Origin of the sequence: Nocardia sp. NPDC058480 (assembly GCF_042720495.1) — a bacterium.
Classification (GTDB): Bacteria; Actinomycetota; Actinomycetes; order Mycobacteriales; family Mycobacteriaceae; genus Nocardia.
In genome coordinates, this window is the sequence record NZ_JBHXMN010000002.1 from 437435 (window position 1) to 455028 (window position 17594).

Annotated in this window: 16 protein-coding genes; 14 read left to right on the forward strand and 2 right to left on the reverse strand. The window is 68.4% G+C overall.

The genetic code is table 11. The features are described from left to right. Positions 1–4: 4 nt before the first annotated feature. Positions 5–616, reverse strand: a complete 612-nt coding sequence (locus tag ACFWO8_RS07620) for a GNAT family N-acetyltransferase (RefSeq protein ID WP_378945299.1) — start codon at positions 614–616, stop codon at positions 5–7. A 236-nt stretch (positions 617–852) separates the two neighbouring features. Here ACFWO8_RS07620 and ACFWO8_RS07625 point away from each other — a divergent pair, with 236 nt between their 5' ends. Both ACFWO8_RS07625 and ACFWO8_RS07630 read left to right on the forward strand, forming a co-directional pair. Further along, complete coding sequence (locus ACFWO8_RS07625; RefSeq protein ID WP_378945303.1) at positions 853–2430, forward strand: ABC-F family ATP-binding cassette domain-containing protein; 1578 nt, start codon at positions 853–855, stop codon at positions 2428–2430. Positions 2431–2604: 174 nt separating this feature from the next. Then, positions 2605–3246 (forward strand): NUDIX hydrolase, encoded by a 642-nt coding sequence (locus ACFWO8_RS07630; protein WP_378945306.1) that lies wholly within the window; start codon positions 2605–2607, stop codon positions 3244–3246. A 135-nt stretch (positions 3247–3381) separates the two neighbouring features. Here ACFWO8_RS07630 and ACFWO8_RS07635 read toward each other — a convergent pair whose 3' ends face one another. Then, positions 3382–4128, reverse strand: coding sequence for a metallophosphoesterase (locus ACFWO8_RS07635; protein ID WP_378945311.1), 747 nt, complete (start codon positions 4126–4128; stop codon positions 3382–3384). A 227-nt stretch (positions 4129–4355) separates the two neighbouring features. Between ACFWO8_RS07635 and ACFWO8_RS07640 the strand changes: the two genes are divergently transcribed. From ACFWO8_RS07640 to ACFWO8_RS07695, 12 genes are all read left to right on the forward strand, one after another. Next, entirely contained in the window at positions 4356–5438 is a 1083-nt protein-coding gene (locus tag ACFWO8_RS07640; RefSeq protein ID WP_378945314.1) for an alkaline phosphatase family protein, read from the forward strand. Positions 5439–5589: 151 nt separating this feature from the next. Further along, positions 5590–7962, forward strand: a complete 2373-nt coding sequence (locus ACFWO8_RS07645) for a RelA/SpoT family protein (RefSeq protein WP_378945317.1) — start codon at positions 5590–5592, stop codon at positions 7960–7962. Between the two features lie 198 nt (positions 7963–8160). Next, positions 8161–9810: a cutinase family protein gene (locus ACFWO8_RS07650; RefSeq protein ID WP_378945320.1), complete on the forward strand. Its 1650-nt coding sequence runs from the start codon at positions 8161–8163 to the stop codon at positions 9808–9810. A 52-nt stretch (positions 9811–9862) separates the two neighbouring features. Next, complete coding sequence (locus ACFWO8_RS07655; RefSeq protein ID WP_378945323.1) at positions 9863–11029, forward strand: hypothetical protein; 1167 nt, start codon at positions 9863–9865, stop codon at positions 11027–11029. A gap of 9 nt (positions 11030–11038) precedes the next feature. Continuing rightward, positions 11039–11893, forward strand: a complete 855-nt coding sequence (locus ACFWO8_RS07660; protein ID WP_378945326.1) for a MinD/ParA family protein — start codon at positions 11039–11041, stop codon at positions 11891–11893. Further along, positions 11890–12531, forward strand: coding sequence for a hypothetical protein (locus ACFWO8_RS07665; RefSeq protein ID WP_378945331.1), 642 nt, complete (start codon positions 11890–11892; stop codon positions 12529–12531). Before ACFWO8_RS07660 ends, ACFWO8_RS07665 begins: the two co-directional genes overlap by 4 nt. A 94-nt stretch (positions 12532–12625) precedes the next feature. Beyond that, on the forward strand, positions 12626–12919 hold the full coding sequence (locus ACFWO8_RS07670) for a hypothetical protein (protein WP_378913069.1): 294 nt from the start codon (positions 12626–12628) through the stop codon (positions 12917–12919). Next, the gene (locus tag ACFWO8_RS07675) at positions 12919–13173 is read left to right on the forward strand and encodes a hypothetical protein (protein ID WP_378945334.1); all 255 of its coding nucleotides are present in this window, start codon (positions 12919–12921) and stop codon (positions 13171–13173) included. Before ACFWO8_RS07670 ends, ACFWO8_RS07675 begins: the two co-directional genes overlap by 1 nt. Then, complete coding sequence (locus ACFWO8_RS07680) at positions 13170–13778, forward strand: hypothetical protein (RefSeq protein WP_378945337.1); 609 nt, start codon at positions 13170–13172, stop codon at positions 13776–13778. The genes ACFWO8_RS07675 and ACFWO8_RS07680 overlap by 4 nt, the downstream gene beginning before the upstream one ends. Then, positions 13775–14590 (forward strand): hypothetical protein, encoded by an 816-nt coding sequence (locus ACFWO8_RS07685; RefSeq protein ID WP_378945341.1) that lies wholly within the window; start codon positions 13775–13777, stop codon positions 14588–14590. Before ACFWO8_RS07680 ends, ACFWO8_RS07685 begins: the two co-directional genes overlap by 4 nt. A 56-nt stretch (positions 14591–14646) precedes the next feature. After that, positions 14647–16095, forward strand: a complete 1449-nt coding sequence (locus ACFWO8_RS07690; RefSeq protein WP_378946235.1) for a hypothetical protein — start codon at positions 14647–14649, stop codon at positions 16093–16095. Continuing rightward, a complete protein-coding gene (locus tag ACFWO8_RS07695; protein WP_378945346.1) occupies positions 16092–17588 on the forward strand; it encodes an SCO6880 family protein in 1497 nt (498 codons plus the stop codon). The genes ACFWO8_RS07690 and ACFWO8_RS07695 overlap by 4 nt, the downstream gene beginning before the upstream one ends. Positions 17589–17594 lie beyond the last annotated feature (6 nt).

The following is a 17594-nucleotide window of genomic DNA, read 5'->3' on the forward strand; positions in this document are numbered from 1 at the left end:
GTCCTCAGCGCGCCGCGCGCAGCATCGGCCAGATCGGCGGGCCGCCCGGGACGTGGAGTTCGCCCGTCACCGTGAAGCCGAAGCGTTCGTAGTACGGAACGTTGACCGGGTTGCTGGATTCGAGATAGGCGAGCGCGCCGTCCGCGTCTACGCGCTCGAGCCGGGAGTGCAGCAGGGCGTGGCCGAAGCCACGGCCTCTGGCATCAGGGGTGGTGCCGATCATTCCCAGGTACCAGTGCGGTTCTGTGGGGTGGTTCTTTTTCAGCAGGGTGCCGACCTGGTTGCCCGCCATGGTGCGGCGGCCGAGGGCACGCCAGATGCCGGGCAACGTGCGAAGTTCGGTGATCGTCGACGTCTCGGCCCGGTGCGGCGAGGTCCACAGGGCGGCGCCGCCCACCGTGCCGTCCGGGCGTAACGCCAGGTCGGACGCACCGCCGGGGACGAAGATGTGGCGCGCCATGGTGGCGAAGAATCGACGCAGCCCGACCGCTCGCCGGTGCGGATCGGGCAGGACCCAGCTCATCACCGGGTCGTGCTGGAAGGCCTCGGCCAGCGTCCGCGCCGCCGCCTCGACGTCGCTCTGACCGGCTGTCCGCACCGCAATCGTCTCCGACATCGCACTCCTCGGCCAGTGGGGCTGTGCTCGCGTGCTCGCCCCGAATTCCAGACTAGCCGCGTCATGAGCGGGCTCACAGGTCGAGGAAAAGGGGTGGCGCGCCGGGTACCGGGGGTGTTATCAATGAAGGGTCTTGTTCCCGGCGATCGGAGTCACGCGTTGATTTCTTGAGGTAGCGCTCTCGGGCGGTCCGCATTCTGCGCACCGTGTATCCGTCGCACCTCCAGGGGATCCGCATGACCTCTCTTTCTCTTTCCGATCTCACCTTTCACTGGCCGGATGGCACCCCGGTCTTCGATGGGCTCGATGCTGTCGTCGGACCCGGGCAGGTCGGCCTGGTCGGCAGCAACGGCGCCGGAAAGTCCACGTTGCTGCGGCTTTTGGCCGGTGAGCTGAAGCCGGTGCGCGGGTCGATCTCCGTGCCGGGCAGTCTCGGGTACCTGCGTCAGGACCTGGGCATGCGCACCGGTCAGCGGGTCGACGCCGTGCTCGGCATCGCCGAGGTGCGCGAGGCACTGCACCGGATCGAAAGCGGTATCGGCGAGCCCGCAGACTTCGACACCGTCGGCATGGCCTGGCAGGTCGAGGACGAGGCCGTCGCACTGCTCGGCAGGCTCGGGCTCGACTATGTCGCCAAGTCGGTCGACGACCTGGACCGCACCCTCGATACCCTCTCCGGCGGCGAAACCGTGCTGCTCGGACTGGTCGCCGAACTATTGCGCGAACCCGACGTGCTGCTGCTCGACGAACCGACCAACAACCTCGACGCGGTCGCCCGCGGGCGGCTCTACGAGGTGATCCGGCAGTTCGCCGGCACCGTGATCGTGGTCAGCCACGATCGTGAACTACTCGACCGGATGGACGGCATCGCCGAACTGCGTGCGGGTGAAATCCGGTCCTTCGGCGGTGGTTTCAGTGATTACGAGCGGATCATCGAGGCCGAGCAAGAGGCGGCGCGCGCTGCCGTGCGCGACGCGCGCAGCGATGTGCGCAAGCAGGCGCGCGAACTCGTCGACGCGCGAACGAAACTGGACCGGCGGGCCCGTTTCGCGCAGAAGATGCAGGACAACAAGCGGGTGCCGAAAATCGTTGCGGGACTGCGCAAGAACGCCGCCGAGGTGTCGGCGGGCAAACTGCGCAACTCCCACATCGACAAACTCGACTCTGCCCGCGAAACCCTCGACCACGCCGAGGAATCGGTGCGCGCGGACCGGGAGATCCGCATCGAGCTCCCCGGTACCCGGCTGTATCCGGGTCAGGACGTGCTCGACCTGGAGCAGGTCGAACTGGCCAACGGGCCGGTGGTCGACCTGCGCGTGAGCGGACCGGAGCGGATCGCGTTGACCGGGCGGAACGGAGCGGGCAAAACCACCCTGCTGCGCCGGATCGTCGCCGAGGGGCCGAAGGTGGCCTGGCGGTTGCTGCCGCAGCGTCTCGACGTCTTCGACGAAACGCGAACGGTGTTCGAGAACGTCGCCGCCGCCGCGCCGCACGCGACACCGGAACAGATCCGCGGTCAGCTCGCACGCTTCCTGTTCCGCGGTGCCGACGCCGACATCGCCGCCGCCGCGCTGTCGGGCGGCGAGCGATTGCGTGCGGCCCTGGCGACACTGCTGCTCGCCGAGCCTGCTCCGAAACTGCTGATGCTCGACGAACCGACCAACAACCTCGACCTCCCCAGCCTCGCCCACCTCACTCAGGCACTGGCGAGTTTCGAGGGCGCGTTGATCGTGGTGAGCCACGACGACCGCTTCCTCGACGACATCGGGGTCACCCGCAGGCTCGAGCTCACCCCCGGGGGGCTCGTCGAGTAGTGCCCCGCGATCAGTCCAGCAGGTCGGCGGCGCCGCTCCGTGCCGACCGGAGGTGGCGGGTCGGTGATGTCGGTGGGCAGGGAAGAATCGGGGCATCCGTACCGTGACCGCGGTATCGGCCGGTGACAACGCAATGCGCCCGGAGCGGGGCCGCTCGAGGCAGGATGGGGTGACGTGGAGCAATCCGTTGTGTCGATCGACGTGGTGACATTGCGGTGCTGGGACGCCGACAGCGGCGTTCGCCTCGGCATCGTCCCCCGCGAGTTCGAGCCGTTCACCGGCGAACTCGCGCTACCCGGCGTGCTGCTGGGCCGCGGCGAACGCCTCGTCGACGCCGCCCGGCGCGCCGTACACACCAAACTCGGTGTGCCGGCCGAGGCGATCTGTGCCGTCGGCCAGCTCGTCACGTTCGACGAGCCCCATCGCGACCCGCGCGGCCCGACGCTGGCCATCGCCATGTGGGCGGTGGTCGCCGAACACGACGGGCCTGCCGAGTGGGTGGGTTTCGACGAGGTCCCGCCGCTGGCGTTCGACCACAATCGCATCGTCGACACCAGCCGTGGCTTGCTGGCCGGACTCCTCTGGAAGGACGCGACGCTCACCCGAGCGCTGGCGGGCGACGAGTTTCCCGCTACCCGCGCGGTCGATCTCAGTACCTCCCTGCACGGCGCCCGTCCCGACCCGGCCAACCTCAACCGGACGCTCGCCGCGATTCCGGGGCTGGGCCGGACCGGTGAACGTCGCCGGGTGAAGGCCACCGGGCGGCCTGCGGTGGTGTGGGCGTTCGACGTCGACGAGGGCAGCTCCGCGCGCTGACCCGCGCCGGTGACAGCGTGCTTTCGCTCGGCGAGTCGAGCGCACCGCGGGGCGCGGGCCATCGCCGCGAAGGGTGCTCGAATCCACGGCGATGTCAGTGTTCGCCTGTGCCGCTGGGCCTTTCGCTTGCCGTGCTCAGAGACCGAACGCTGTCGTGTCGAGATCGTAGAGGGCGTAGGTGCGGCGGAGGACCGGGTAGGAAACGTTGCGAACAGGGACGTTTCCGGTGGTGTGGCCGTATTCGGTGCCGGAGTGGGCGTGGCCGTGCAGGGCCAGGGTGGCGGCGGCCGTGTCGATGGCCTGGCCCAGTGCTTCGCAGCCCAGGCCGGGGTAGATCGACGGGGCCTCACCGGTGAGGGTTTCGGTGGTGGGGGAGAAGTGGGTGAGTGCGATGCGGGTGGGGGTGTCGAGGGCGGTGAGGGCGTGGTGGAGGCGGTGCGCATCGACGGTGCCGCGGCGCATGAGGGCGCGGTGTTCGTCGGTGCCGTGCTCCGGGTCGCCGGGGTGCGTGGGGAAGCCGCCGGACCCGCCCATGACGCCGGCGATGCCGATGCGGTGGCCGCGAAGGGTGCGGATCGTCGAATCACCGTCCAGCACTTGGACTCCGATGTCGGTGAGCATGTCGGTGATGAGATCGGTGCAGCCGCCGTCGTGATCATGATTGCCGAGAACCGCGATGACCCGCACGGCGATGTCGAGGAGTTCGTCGCAGAGTAGTTCGGCCTCGTACTCGGTGCCGCCGTCGGTGAGATCACCTGCTAGCAGCAGCATTTCGGCGTGCGTGCCCAAACGGCGGAAGTCGGAACGGAACTTGCCTACGACGGCCGGACGCATATGCAAGTCGGCGGTGGCGGCGATGCGGACGGGCGCTGGGTTCCCCACCTGCCAAGAGGGCCACAACGGCAACCCTGCTGTCAACGGAATTCGCGGACAACAGTGCTGGCGGGCTCGTGGAATCCACGGACGAAATCCTGGCGGGAGGCTGGACGAAACGTGCGGTTCGTGGGTTGTTCAGCGGGGCGTACGGGCGATGCGAACCTGGTGAAACGTCGATGAATGGCGTGGTGGCGGGCTCGCCGAAGCGAACGTGGTCCCTCATTGTGAGGGGTATGCGCGAGATGTCGGCTCCGGCGAAAGTGCTGGTTGCGCTGGTGACCGCGTTGGTGACGATTCCGCTGGTCGGGTCGGCGGCGGGCTCGGTGGCGGCGTTCGACGATGTGGGGGCGACGGTTGACGCGGCAGCCGCGTTCGGGGCTCCGCGACGCGGGGTCGGCGCGGTGGTGAACAAGGTTGTCGTCATCGGGATCGATGGGTTGATGTTCGACAAGGCCGACTCGGCGCAGGCGCCGCGGTTGCGGCACCTCGCCGCGCAGGGGCTGCTTTCGCAGGGGAACATCGCGGGGCACATCACGATTTCCGGGCCGTCGTGGGCGAGCGCGCTGACCGGAGTGTGGGACACCGAGCACGGGATCACCGACAACGAATTCGGCGCGCGCCCGTTCCTGGCGCACCCGAGTGTGTTCACCCGGATCGAACGGGCCGACCCCGCCCGGCAGACGATGTCCATCGGCACCTGGCACCAGATCGCGACGATCGCGGCCACCGGTGACCGGCGCGCCGACGTCGCCCTCACCACCGCGCCGGTCGCCGACGATCCCGACGAGTCGGACACCGACGCCGCTACCGCGACCGAAGTGGTGTCATCGATCGAGCGTTCCGGACCCGATCTGGTCTTCACCCACCTCGACCAGATCGACCTGGCAGGCCATCAGCACGGCGGAGCGTCGCGCGCGTACCTGGCCGCGATCCGCCGGGTGGACGTGCTGGTCGGCCAGATCGTCGCGGCGGTCGACCGGCGCGCGCACACCCATCCGCGAGAACAGTGGACCGTCCTGGTCACCACCGATCACGGCCACCTCCCGACCGGCGGCCACGGCGGCCAGACCCCCGCCGAAACCGCCAACTTCGTCATCGCCCGTGGGCCCGACTTCACCCCGGGCACCATGACCAGCGCCCACACTGGTAGACCTCACGCCCACCGTCCTCGACCTCCTAGCCGTCCCGCCCGGCCGTCTCGACGGCCACACCCTCCGCACCCGCCCGATCCCAGGCGACGAGCGCTGACAGGTTCCCCCACACGCACTCCTCCAACACCTATCCGCAGGCCGGGAAAGTCACTACGCTGCCCGTGAACAACCGGCAGAAACCGCGGAGAAGCGGATTAGCCGCAGGCCTGTGACCCTGGTGACTCGAACACCAGGTCGGTACGGGGACTAAAGTTGAGGCCCCGGGCGGTTGCAGCACTCGGCCGACAGGTCCGAATGCAGCGTGAGAGGTGGTGGCATGACTCGACAACTCGGCGAGGCGAAGGTTGGGCAGGAATCCACCGGAGCCGCGCCAAGCGAAGGTGCCCCGGCGAAAACCCCCGAACCCGCCAAGCAGTCCCCGACAGCCTCGGTGCCCAGCTCCGCTTCGCGGCGGGTCCGTGCGCGGCTGGCTCGGCGGATGACCGGTCAACGTGGGATCGCGGCGGTCAAGCCGGTCCTCGAACCGCTGGCCACCGTCCACCGCGAGCTGTATCCGAAGGCCAACCTCGGCTTGCTCCAGCGCGCCTTCGACGTCGCCGATGAACGCCACGCCAAGCAGTTCCGTAAGTCCGGCGACCCGTACATCACCCATCCCCTCGCGGTCGCCAACATCCTCGCCGAACTCGGCATGGACACGACCACCCTGGTCGCGGCCCTGCTGCACGACACCGTCGAGGACACCGGCTACTCGCTCGAGCAGCTCAAGGAAGAGTTCGGCCAGGAAGTGGCCCACCTCGTCGACGGCGTCACCAAACTCGACAAGGTCAACCTGGGCTCGGCCGCCGAAGCCGAGACCATCCGCAAGATGATCATCGCCATGGCGCGCGACCCCCGCGTGCTGGTGATCAAGGTCGCCGACCGGTTGCACAACATGCGCACCATGCGCTTCCTGCCGCCGGAGAAGCAGGCCAAGAAGGCCAAGGAAACCCTGGAGGTGATCGCGCCGCTGGCGCATCGCCTCGGCATGGCCACCGTCAAATGGGAGCTCGAGGACCTCGCCTTCGCGATCCTGCACCCCAAGAAATACGACGAGATCGTGCGACTGGTCGCCGACCGCGCACCCTCGCGCGACACTTACCTGGCGAAGGTCCGCGCCGAGATCACCAACACGCTGGCCGCGTCGCGGATCAACGCGATCGTCGAAGGCAGGCCCAAGCACTACTGGTCGATCTATCAGAAGATGATCGTCAAGGGCAAAGACTTCGACGACATCCATGACCTGGTCGGCATGCGCATTCTGTGCGAGGAAGTCCGCGACTGCTATGCCGCCGTCGGTGTCGTGCACTCGCTGTGGCAGCCCATGGCGGGCCGGTTCAAGGACTACATCGCGCAGCCGCGCTACGGCGTCTACCAGTCGCTGCACACCACCGTGGTCGGCCCCGACGGCAAGCCACTGGAAGTGCAGATCCGCACCCAGGACATGCACCGGACCGCCGAGTTCGGCATCGCCGCGCACTGGCGGTACAAGGAGACCAAGGGCAAGCACTCCGGTGACGCCGCCGAAGTCGACGACATGGCGTGGATGCGTCAGCTGCTCGACTGGCAGCGCGAGGCCGCCGACCCCGCGGAGTTCCTGGAATCGCTGCGCTTCGACCTGAAGTCGCCGGAGATCTTCGTGTTCACGCCCAAGGGCGACGTGATCACGCTGCCGCAGAAATCGACCCCGGTCGACTTCGCCTACGCCGTGCACACCGAGGTCGGGCACAAGTGCATCGGCGCGCGGGTGAACGGGCGGCTCGTGGCGCTGGAACGGCAGCTGGAGAACGGCGAAGTCGTCGAGGTGTTCACCTCCAAGGCGCAGAACGCCGGGCCAAGCCGCGACTGGCAGAAGTTCGTGGTCTCACCGCGCGCGAAAGCCAAGATTCGCCAGTGGTTTGCCAAGGAACGGCGCGAGGAAGCTCTCGAAAGCGGCAAGGAGCAGATCTCCAAGGAGGTGCGCCGCGTCGGACTGCCGCTGCAACGGTTGATGAGCGTCGAGGCGATGACCGCGGTCGCGCACGAACTGCACTACAGCGACATCTCCACGCTCTACACCGCCGTCGGCGAGCATCAGGTGTCGGCGCACCATGTGGTGCAGCGGCTGATGGCCCAGCTCGGCGGCATCGGCGATGTCGAGAACGAGCTGGCCGAGCGGTCGACACCGTCGACCACGCCCGCCCGGCAGCGGGTCACCGGTGATGCCGGTGTGCTCATCCCCGGTGCGCCGGGAACGGTCGCGAAGCTGGCCAAGTGCTGCACTCCGGTGCCGGGCGACGAGATCATGGGCTTCGTGACCCGCGGTGGCTCGGTGAGTGTGCACCGGACCGACTGCACCAACGCCGATTCGTTGCAGGAACAGTCGGAGCGGATCATCGAGGTCGAATGGGCGCCATCGCCCTCGTCGGTGTTCCTGGTCGCCATCCAGATCGAGGCACTCGATCGCACCCGATTGCTTTCGGATGTGACCAAGGTGCTGGCCGACGAGAAGGTCAATATCCTGTCGGCTTCGGTGGCCACCCACGGCGACCGCGTCGCGATCAGCAAGTTCACCTTCGAGATGGGCGACCCCAAGCACCTGGGCCACCTCCTCAACGTGGTGCGCAATGTCGAAGGCGTGTACGACGTCTATCGGGTGACCTCCGCCGCCTGACCCCGACTACGGCCCGGGCACTCTCCGCACGAGGGTGCCCGGGCCGCTGTCCATCCAGGTGATCGCCGAAAGGTTGCTGTCCGCATCGGGTTTGCTGGGGGCAGCGGAAGGGCCGATTAGGGCAGGGGTTGGGTTACCCGGAATCTGTTACGGTTTAGTGCGTTTCAACGCTCCACTGGTCAGCGGAAACGGACTGTGATGCGGATCGATTTTGCTCGGTGCACGACACGACTGACGGGGACGCTCATCGCGTTCACCGTTGCTTCGCTGTCGGTTACGGCGGGGGTGGCCGGTGCGGAAGAGGGTACACCCACCACGCCGTCGACACAGGTACCTCTCGCCGCGTGTCCTGCGTTGTACGCCTTGGGGATTCAGGGCACGGGCGAGTCGTCGCCCGACGCGGCGCCGAGCACCGACACCGGGATGCTGTCGACGGTGTTCCGTCCGATGCTGGCCGGGGCGGCCGACGCGGGACTCGTCGATCGGGCGTACGTGCCCTACGAGGCGGGTTTCGGCGGTGCGGTACAGGGCGGTGCGGTGCCGTACACGGAATCGGTCGCCGGCGGCTTGGAGCGACTGCGCTCGATGGCGACGCAGGTGACGCGGCGTTGCCCGGACACCCGGATCGCGGTCGTCGGATATTCCCAAGGCGCCCACGTCGCCTCGTTGTTCGCCCAGGAAGTCGGCGCGGGCACCGGGGCATTGTCCGCGGACAAGGTCGCCGCGGTCGCGTTGTTCGCCGACCCGACTCGCGCCGAGAACGCGCCACTGTTCCCCGGCGCGCCCGACCGGACGGCCCCGCTGGCGGCACCGGGAACATCCGGTGACGCCGTGGCGAACCTCGGTGCGGTGCGCCAAGGGGTCGCCTCCGGTGGTGGACTCGGACCGGAAAGTGACCAGGCCGACGACTTCGGAAAGCTCACCGGTCGCGTCGCGAGCTTTTGTGCCACAGGCGATCTCGCGTGCGACGCACCGCAGGGCGCGCCGATCGTGCGGGCGGTCACCAACCTCATGAGCCAGTCGAAACTCTCCGGCGGCGACCCGATCGGCTCGTTGACCTCGATCGCGCAGGCGCTGGCGTTCACCTCCATCAAAACCGCCACCGCGGTGGTCGAGGAGGACATCTCCGGCGCCACCCTGGGCGATGTGTCGGTCGCGCCGAAGAAGTCGATCTCGCAGCGACTGTCCGATGCCTCGGACCCGAGCAGCGAACTCGATGTGAACGCCGCCTATCACGCGCTGCTGAAGGTGGGCATGATCGGTCTCAACGCCGTCGCCACCGTGGTGAAGTCGGTGATCAGCCCGGCGAGCATCAGCGAATTGGCCACGGCCACATTGTCGAATCCACTGGCCGGGCTGACCCTGCTCGGGACGAAACTGGCAGGCGCGGTCCCACAACTCGTGCCGCCGACCACCGGGGTGCGGCTGGTCAACGAGGCGTTCGCGGCGGTTCAGCAGAACGTGACCGACAACGCCGAGCTCCTCGATGTCACCACCTGGGTGCGCTACTGGGACACGCTGCAACGCCATGACGCGTACTCGCGCATGGGCGTCGGTGCGAACGGCGCGACACCGACGCAGTATGTCGGCGAGTGGTTCGCCGCTCTCGCCCGTGATGCGGCAGGCGTTTCCGGGAAGGGAGCGGTACCGCTCGGCGGGTCCGACTCGCGTGGTATGGGAATTTTCCCGAGCCCGACCGGCGCGTCTACGACACCCAAACCCTCCGGTGGGGGACAATTTCCATTCGGGACAGGAGCCGATGGCGCCTCATCCGGCGGCGCGACGACTCCGCCTGCCGCGACACCCGTAACCACCGCACCCATCAACCGTCCGTTCTCTGTGAACTGATCACCGAGAGGTCTTCGATGCGAACTGTGCCCGGCGCCGTGGAAAGGGGGGAATGTTGAAGTCGTACAACGAATTGTCGCGCTGGTACTCGGCGCTGGAGCCCGAGACCGATGCCGGCGCCCCCGCGCGCCCGGACACCACCGAACCGGTGGCAGGCGACGACGACAGCATCGACCGATATCCGACGGGTTCGGAGTCTGCCCCGACCGCCGAGCCGACACCGGAGCGGGCCACGGTGGGGGAGCGTCAGCCGGAACCGTTCAGCCTCGCCCTCGACGATCAGCCGAACGCCACCGGCGACCCGCACAGCCGGGACGCGGTGCAACAGGCGACAGTTGTCGGCGACCCGTACACTCAGCACCTGCCGAGCGCGAAGGCCGATCAGGTCCACCGGGTCGCCGAGTTCGATGACGCGACAGCTGAATCCGTCGACATCGCCGCGGCCGAGTACGACAAGCGGCCCTACCCGGTCGAACCCGAACCGGTACCACCACCCCCCGCGCAACTGGCCGGACGGCGCAGCGACTTCACCGGCGGCTGGTCGGACTGGGTCGCCAGCCCGGCACCCGGCCCCGACGACGACTACGACGCCGAACTCGTCCAGTTCCCCTGGCCCGACGCCGCCGTCGACGAATACGACGACGCCCGGGTGCTCGAACCCTCCGGCGCCCTGCGCGCGAACCGGAAACGGCAGCGCACCTGGGTGGTCCTCGCGGTCTCGGTCCTCGTGCTCGTCCTCGCCGCGACCGGTGTGTTCTTCCTGCTCTTCGGACGCGGCGACGGCGACACCGCCCGCAGTGCCGCTCCGCCACTGCACTTCACCGCGGGCAACCTGACCGCCGACACCGCGGGCTCGTGCCCGACCGAACGCACCGAGATCGTGCTGCGCAGCGCCGAAGCGGGCGGCACCGATTCCGGTCCCGACGCCGTGCTCGCCTTCCAGTACGCCTACTACGTGACCCGATCGGGGGAGCAGGCCAGAGCGGTGGTCACCCCCGACGCCGACGTCTCGCCGGCCGCCGTGATCCAGCGCGGTATCGACACCATCCCGGTGGGGACCACCCACTGCGTGCGGATCACCGCTGTCGCGGCCGACCGGTTCACGGTGGAGGTCACCGAGTTCCGGCCCGCGGGCGCACCGGCCACCTACACCAAGCAATCGGTGCGGACAGCGCTGGTCGGCGATCGCACGCTCATCACGGGCATCGCGGCAGGGTAAGGAGAGGCGATGACAGACGACTGGAGCCGTTGGCTCGACGAGGCCCCCGAGGGGGACCCGTCCGATGACCTGGCGCGTGATCCGGCTCCGGTGGTGCGGCTGCGGCGCCGCAACGGTGAGCGCCGCGACGGTACCCGCAGGCCGATCCTGGTGGTCGGCGGCTGCGGCGGCGCGGGCACGACAACGACCGCGCTCGGGCTTGCCGCGGAGTTGGTCACCGCGGGTGCGACGACAGTGGCGGTCGACGCGACCGCGGCGGGCAGCGATATCGCCTTGCGCGGCGCTGACAAGCACCTGCACCCGGTGAACCTGCAGTCCTGGGTATACGGCCGCGGCGACGACGAACCGGCGCCGCTCGAGGACTGTCTTTCCCGCTCCACCTCCGGTTTCGGCCTGCTCTGGCGCGATGCGACCCCGCTGCGCCGCCGCGCGACATTTCTCACTGTCGCGCGAGCGCTGGACACCGGTGGGTACACCGCGGTATACGACGGCGGCAACCCGATTGCCGGACGGCAACTGCGGCCACTGCTCGACGACGCCGATATCGCACTGGTACTCGCCATTCCGGCCCGCGTCGACGCCGCCAACCGGCTACGCGTGACCCTGGAATGGCTCGACGACCACTACGGCGACGACGGCGCAGGGGTGGTCGCCGACACCACCATCGTTGTCTCGCACCAGTACTCGCACGACGACTCGCGCGTAGCGGAGCATTTGCGCGAGCACCTGTCCGGCTGGGTGCGCGAGGTTGTCGAGATTCCCTACGACCCGCATCTCGCGCGCGGGGAACTCGTTCGCCACGCCGAGCTCGCCGAGGTGACGCGTTCGGCGTATGCGAGCTTGCTCGCCGGGGTGGCATCATGACGGCAGCCATGAATCTTCGTCGTCGTCGTGAACCGGACGCCCCCGCCGGTGTAGTCGCGCCGCCAGAATCGCTGCGCGCCAAGATCTGGGAGCGTCCGGTGCCCGGGGTCGGCCGGGCGCCGCTGCTGTGGTTGCTCGGGGTGCACGGTGGCGCGGGCGCGACCACGCTGTCGCATGTGCTCGCCCCGGCCGCCGACGCGCGCGGGCGCTGGCCCGGTGTCTTCGACCGCGAGTCTCCCTACGTCGTCCTGGTCGCCAGGGAAACCATCTCCGGACTCACCCGCGCGCACGATCTGCTGCGCCAGCACCACGCCGGGCTCGCAGGCCCGGCACTGGTTCTCGGCATGATCACGGTCGCCGCGCGCCCGGGCCGGATGGCACCGGAGATCCGGCGCTACCGGGAGGTGGTCGGCTCGCTGGCCGGGCACGTCTGGCAGGTGCCGTGGTTCGAGGAATGGACTCTGGTGGAGTCCGACGCGCTTCCGGTGTGGTCGCCGGGCGACGAGGTGGCGGTCAAGAAGCGCCGCCCCGATCCGCTCGACGACGTGCCGGTCGAAATCGGTGACCTCGGTACCGATGTGGTCGCCGCGATCCGCACGAGTCTCGGCGCGGCCGCGTCGGGCGAGGGTCGATCATGAACGCCGGGCGGGTTGCCGGTCGGTGGTGTACAAACGTGTGTCGTCGTCGAAGTGTTTGTGGCACAACACCTTTACAGTGGGAGAAAGGCACCCGATGAGCATGATCCTCCTCGCCGTGCAGGACACGTACGGCACCGTGCTGGCCCAGGTCGGTAATCCGACTCCGGAAGCTCCCCCCGGCTCGGAGAAGATCCTGCAGCTGGTGCGCTACCTCACCTGGTTCGTACTGCTGTCGGGCATCTGCGGCATCACCTACGCGGGCGGCAAGTTCGCGTGGGAGCGCTGGACCGGTGGTGGGCTCGAGTCGCCGAAGATGGTGGCGGGCGCCATGATCGGTGGCGTCGTCGCGACCAGCGCCGGCACGATCATGAGTGCGGTCATCGGTTAGTGGTCACCGTGCTCGCCTACAAGCAGATCCCGGCCGACGTGTTGGCGCCGATGATGCAGTTGCTCAACTGGCTGCTCTGGTTCGTCCTGCTGTCGTGCCTGGCCTGGATGATCCTGTCGGCGGGTCGATTGTGGATCGCGTTCCGCAGCGACCTGGCGGTCAACGATGCCTCACACGGTGTCCTGATGAGCCTGATCGGCGCCTCGGTCGCCAGTACCGCGTCCGCGATCGCGCTGGCCTTCCTGCCGGCATGAATTCCACAGTGACACGACCGGTCGCGGTCGGTATCGCCTTGCTCGCGGCAGCCGTCGGCTGCGGTGGCGGTGGCGATACCGGCCCGGACCTGACAGCCGCACCGACGGGGATCGGCTGGCAGGACTATCAGGGCATCCCCATGCCGCACACCGACCAGGGCCCGAAAACGGTGGGCCAGGGCGCCGCCACGGGCTTCGAGCATTCCCCGCGCGGGGCCGGGCTGGCGGCACTGACCCACACCATCCGGCTGTCGGTGGCACCGGACAGTCAGTGGGCCCAGGTGGTGAACGCCGAACTCGTCCCGGGACCGGCGCGTGACGAGTGGGCGATCAACCGAGTGCAGCTGTCGATCACCGGACCCGCCACGGCGGAGTACGCGCCGAAATTGTTGGGTTACAAAATTACCGAATATCGTGACGAGCGAACGACAGTCGACGTCTATACCGAATACTCCGACCGGTCACGGGCGGTGAACCACACCACGGTCAGCTGGTACGGCGGAGACTGGCGACTGCAGTTACCCGATCCACGCTCGGTCGACCGACCGATCGACCCGATCGACGAATTACCGCAAGACATCGTGACATTGGAGGCACCGCAGTGAGCGAGAAGGAGCCGGGCACGCGCGACCGCGCGTCCTTCGGCATGATCGCCTCCGGTGCCCTGCTCGCCCTGATCATGGTCGTCGGCGCCGTCGTGTACTTCACTCGCGACGGCGACGGCGAGGCCGATTTCGCGCCACCGCCCGCCCAGGCCGCGGGCGGGACGGGATTCGCCGAGCCCGAGGTCGACCTGCTCGGCAGGCGGGTGGACATTCCGAACAACCCGGCGGGCCAGCCCTTGGCCCAGCAACCGGGTACGCAACGTACCGCCGCGGACCCGGATTGGCTGACCGGCGCGCCGGAGGGCACCACGAAACCGCATGGCTGGCAGCGTGTCTACGGCGCGTCGGTGCCGTTCTCCACCTCCGACGGGCCGTCGCGGATCGAAGACGGACTCGCCGTCGGCTACGCGCGTACACCGCAGGGCGCCGCGCTGGCCGCCGCGCAGATCACCTACCGGCTCAACGCGCGCCCGGCCGACCGCGACCTGTACGTGACGCAATTACGGGTCAGCACAGCACAATTGGCCGCCTACGACTCCGCGCTCTCGGGCGAGCGGTTGCCGAAACAGCAGCCGGAGAAGGTGACCAGGTACTTCGTGGCTTCCGACGCGTTCAAGATCGACGACTTCGCCGAGGATCTGGCGATCGTGCGCCTGGCCTCGCGCGGTCCGGTGATCGACGGCAAGCAGTTATACGCCGCCATGCGGATGATCGTGGTGTGGGACGCCGGTGACTGGCGGCTCAAACCGTCGACGACAGCAAATACCCAGACCGAGTACGTGGAATCGCTGGCGGGGTGGACGACATGGTGATCGAGGTACAGCACAGCCCGGATCGATTCCGCGCGGACCATCGAGGGGTGCCAACTATGCTGAGGCGGATCGTCACTATTTTCGCGGTGATCTTCACCGTGATGATCGCGACGCCGACGGTGGCCTACGGCCAGACCTACGGCTTCGACGAGGCGTGCAACGAATTGCACGACACCCTCGACAGTGTCGCGATCCCCGGAGTCTCACTCGGCGACGCGGCGTCGGCGGTGTGTAAGGCGGGCAATGCCGCCTCCCACCCCGGCGAGGCGGCCACCGCCGTCAAGGACAAGGCGTGGGATTCGACCTTCGGCAAGGTGGTCGACTCGCTGATGAAGGGCCTCGGCGAGGCACTGATCCTGGCGTTGACCTTCTGGATGAAGGTGCCCAACGAGGCGGTGAGCGACTCGGGGGCACTGTTCACCAAGATCAACGACTACACCTATCAGATCCAGATATTGCTGTTGATCGCCTCGGTGATCATCACCGGCGGGCGATTGGCCGAGGCCAGACGCGGGGCGGCCGTGAGCGAGGCCGCCGAATCGTTCCGCCTGTTCGCCAGGGTGGTGTTCAGTTCGTGGATGCTGGGCGCGGTGATCGTCGCGGGCACGCGTGCCTCGGACAAGTTCTCCGAGTGGATCATCGCAGACGCCACCGGCGGCAATGCCAAGAACATGGCCGAGCTGATGGTGAAAACCAGTAAGTTGCAGGCCTTTTCGCCGGGTTTGGTGCTGATCATCGCCATCGTCGGCCTGCTCGGCGCGCTCGCCCAGATCGTGCTCGCCATCGTTCGGCAGGGTCTGCTGGTGGTCGCCGCGGGCGTGCTGCCGCTGGCCGCGGCCGCCTCGGCGACCGGGACCGGCAAGCAGTCGTACCAGAAACTGGTCGGCTGGATCATCGCGTTCATGCTGTTCAAACCGGTGGCCGCGATCGTGTACATGATCGCGTTCACCACCGCGGGCCACGTCGACGAGACCACGGAGTCGGGCGGGCTGCCCAGCGGCGAGGACGCACAGCGGATGCTGGTGGCGCTGGTGCTGCTGTGCAGCGTGGCGTTCGTGCTGCCCGCGTTGATGCGCCTGGTCGCGCCCGCCGTCGCCACGGTCGGCACCGGTGGTTCGGGTCTGATGGTGGCCGGTGGTGCGGCGGTCGGCGCGATGGCGCTGGGTGCGATCGGTACCAAGGCCGTCGCCTCCCGGCCCGCGGCGGCACCAGGCTCTGCGGGTTACTTCGGGAGTGGCGGCGCGGGTTCACGACCAGGTGGACCGGGTGGCGGCGGAGGCGGTGGTGGTGGCGCACCGCGGCCTACGCCACCACCGCGCGGGGGTGCTCCCGCACCGGCGACGACCAGTTCGGGCTCGGTGCCCGCGGGTGCGGCCCGCAATGTGGCGGCCGCGCGGACCGCGGCCAACACCACCGGCCGCGCGGACCAATCGATGGGCGACGTCGCCGGTGACCGCTGGGCGAATCGTTCACCCGACCTCGGCAGGAGCACGATTCCGCGATGACGACCTCGGCGACCGACACCTACGAGCGCCGCTCGTACGGGCTGTGGCAGAAACCACGCAGCGCGGGCCTTTTCGGCCTGCGCTGGGAAGAGACCGTGATCGGTTTCGTCGTGGTGATCACGGCACTGATCTGCGCGATGGTCGGTGGATTCAAATGGGGTTTCATCGTCGGCGGGCTCGGCGCGCTGGTGATGGTGCCCCTGGTGTGGCGGACGGGGGGCCGCTCGGGCTATGAGACGGGACTGATGATGTTCAACTGGAGGCGCTCGCGCAACAACGGCGAGCACGTGTATCGGGGTGGCCGGTTCTCCCGGATTCCCGGCGGTGTCACGAAATTGCCAGGGCTGCTCGCGCCGTCGAAGCTCTACGAAGGTATCGACGCCGGTGGCTATCACTTCGGGATGATCCATCTGCCCGCGTTCGCGCAGTACACGGTGGTGTTGCGGGCCTGGCCGCAGGGGCACGAGGCAGTGGACCAGCCGGTGATCGATCGCTGGGTCGCGGCCTGGGGCACCTTCCTCGCCTCGGTCGGGCAGACCAGCGACATCGTCGCGGTGGTGCCGGTGATCGACACGGTGCCCGAGACCGGTAACCGGTTGCTCAACGAGGTTTCCACGATCACCCGCCCCGAAGCCCCCGAGCTGGCTCAGCAGGTGATGTACGAGCTGGCCACCGAATTGCCGCAGGAGCGTGTGCAATTGCTGCCGCGGGTGGCGATCACGTTCAAGGCGACCACCGCCGAGCGGCGCAAGAACCCGGCCGAGGAAGCGGTGGAGATCGGGCGCAGGCTGCCCGGTATCTGCGCGGCGCTGGCCGAGGCGGGCGTGCGGGCACAGCCGATGTCGGCGGAGGAGGTCATCTCCTTCATCCGCCGCAGCTATGACCCGGCCGCGCAGGCCGATCTCGAGGTGGCCGCGGCCGATCCCGGTGGGCACGGCCTCGGCTGGGACGACGCGGGCCCGGTGTCCTACGACGAGAAGTGGGATCACCTGATCCACGACGGTGGCCGCTCGGTGACCTGGGAGATGGACGCGGCGCCCGAGGGCGCGGTGGACGAGCGGGTGCTGCAGCGACTGCTCGCGCCCAATCCCGAAGTGCCACGCAAACGCATCGCGATCGTCTATCGGCCGCACTCGGCCGCCGATGCCGCCGAGATCGTCGACGACGACTTCAAGAACGCGCTCGTCGCGCAGCAGAGCGAACGCGGTGTGGTCTCGGCGGCGGCGACGCTGCGTGTCGGCGCCACCCAGCAGGCTCGCGAGGAACAGGCACGCGGACACGGTGTCACCCGTTTCGGCGCGCTGGTCACGATCACCGAACCGCTGCGCGGTGACCTGCCCCGGATCGAGGCCATCACCCGTGACCTCTCCACGCAGGCCCGGCTCAAGATCCGGCGCTGCTACCGCTACCAGTCCGCGGCGTTCGCGGCATCTCTGGGTTGCGGCGTGATCCTGCCCGAACACGCAACCATTCCGAAGGCATTGGCGGGGTGAGGCGAT

Bases quoted from the DNA above. Each gene is read 5' to 3' on its own strand.
- ACFWO8_RS07620 (WP_378945299.1), bottom strand. From the start codon at position 616: ATGTCGGAGACGATTGCGGTGCGGACAGCCGGTCAGAGCGACGTCGAG.
- ACFWO8_RS07625 (WP_378945303.1), top strand. From the start codon at position 853: ATGACCTCTCTTTCTCTTTCCGATCTCACCTTTCACTGGCCGGATGGC.
- ACFWO8_RS07640 (WP_378945314.1), top strand. From the start codon at position 4,356: ATGCGCGAGATGTCGGCTCCGGCGAAAGTGCTGGTTGCGCTGGTGACC.
- ACFWO8_RS07645 (WP_378945317.1), top strand. From the start codon at position 5,590: ATGACTCGACAACTCGGCGAGGCGAAGGTTGGGCAGGAATCCACCGGA.
- ACFWO8_RS07650 (WP_378945320.1), top strand. From the start codon at position 8,161: ATGCGGATCGATTTTGCTCGGTGCACGACACGACTGACGGGGACGCTC.
- ACFWO8_RS07655 (WP_378945323.1), top strand. From the start codon at position 9,863: ATGTTGAAGTCGTACAACGAATTGTCGCGCTGGTACTCGGCGCTGGAG.
- ACFWO8_RS07660 (WP_378945326.1), top strand. From the start codon at position 11,039: ATGACAGACGACTGGAGCCGTTGGCTCGACGAGGCCCCCGAGGGGGAC.
- ACFWO8_RS07665 (WP_378945331.1), top strand. From the start codon at position 11,890: ATGACGGCAGCCATGAATCTTCGTCGTCGTCGTGAACCGGACGCCCCC.
- ACFWO8_RS07670 (WP_378913069.1), top strand. From the start codon at position 12,626: ATGAGCATGATCCTCCTCGCCGTGCAGGACACGTACGGCACCGTGCTG.
- ACFWO8_RS07680 (WP_378945337.1), top strand. From the start codon at position 13,170: ATGAATTCCACAGTGACACGACCGGTCGCGGTCGGTATCGCCTTGCTC.
- ACFWO8_RS07690 (WP_378946235.1), top strand. From the start codon at position 14,647: ATGCTGAGGCGGATCGTCACTATTTTCGCGGTGATCTTCACCGTGATG.
- ACFWO8_RS07695 (WP_378945346.1), top strand. From the start codon at position 16,092: ATGACGACCTCGGCGACCGACACCTACGAGCGCCGCTCGTACGGGCTG.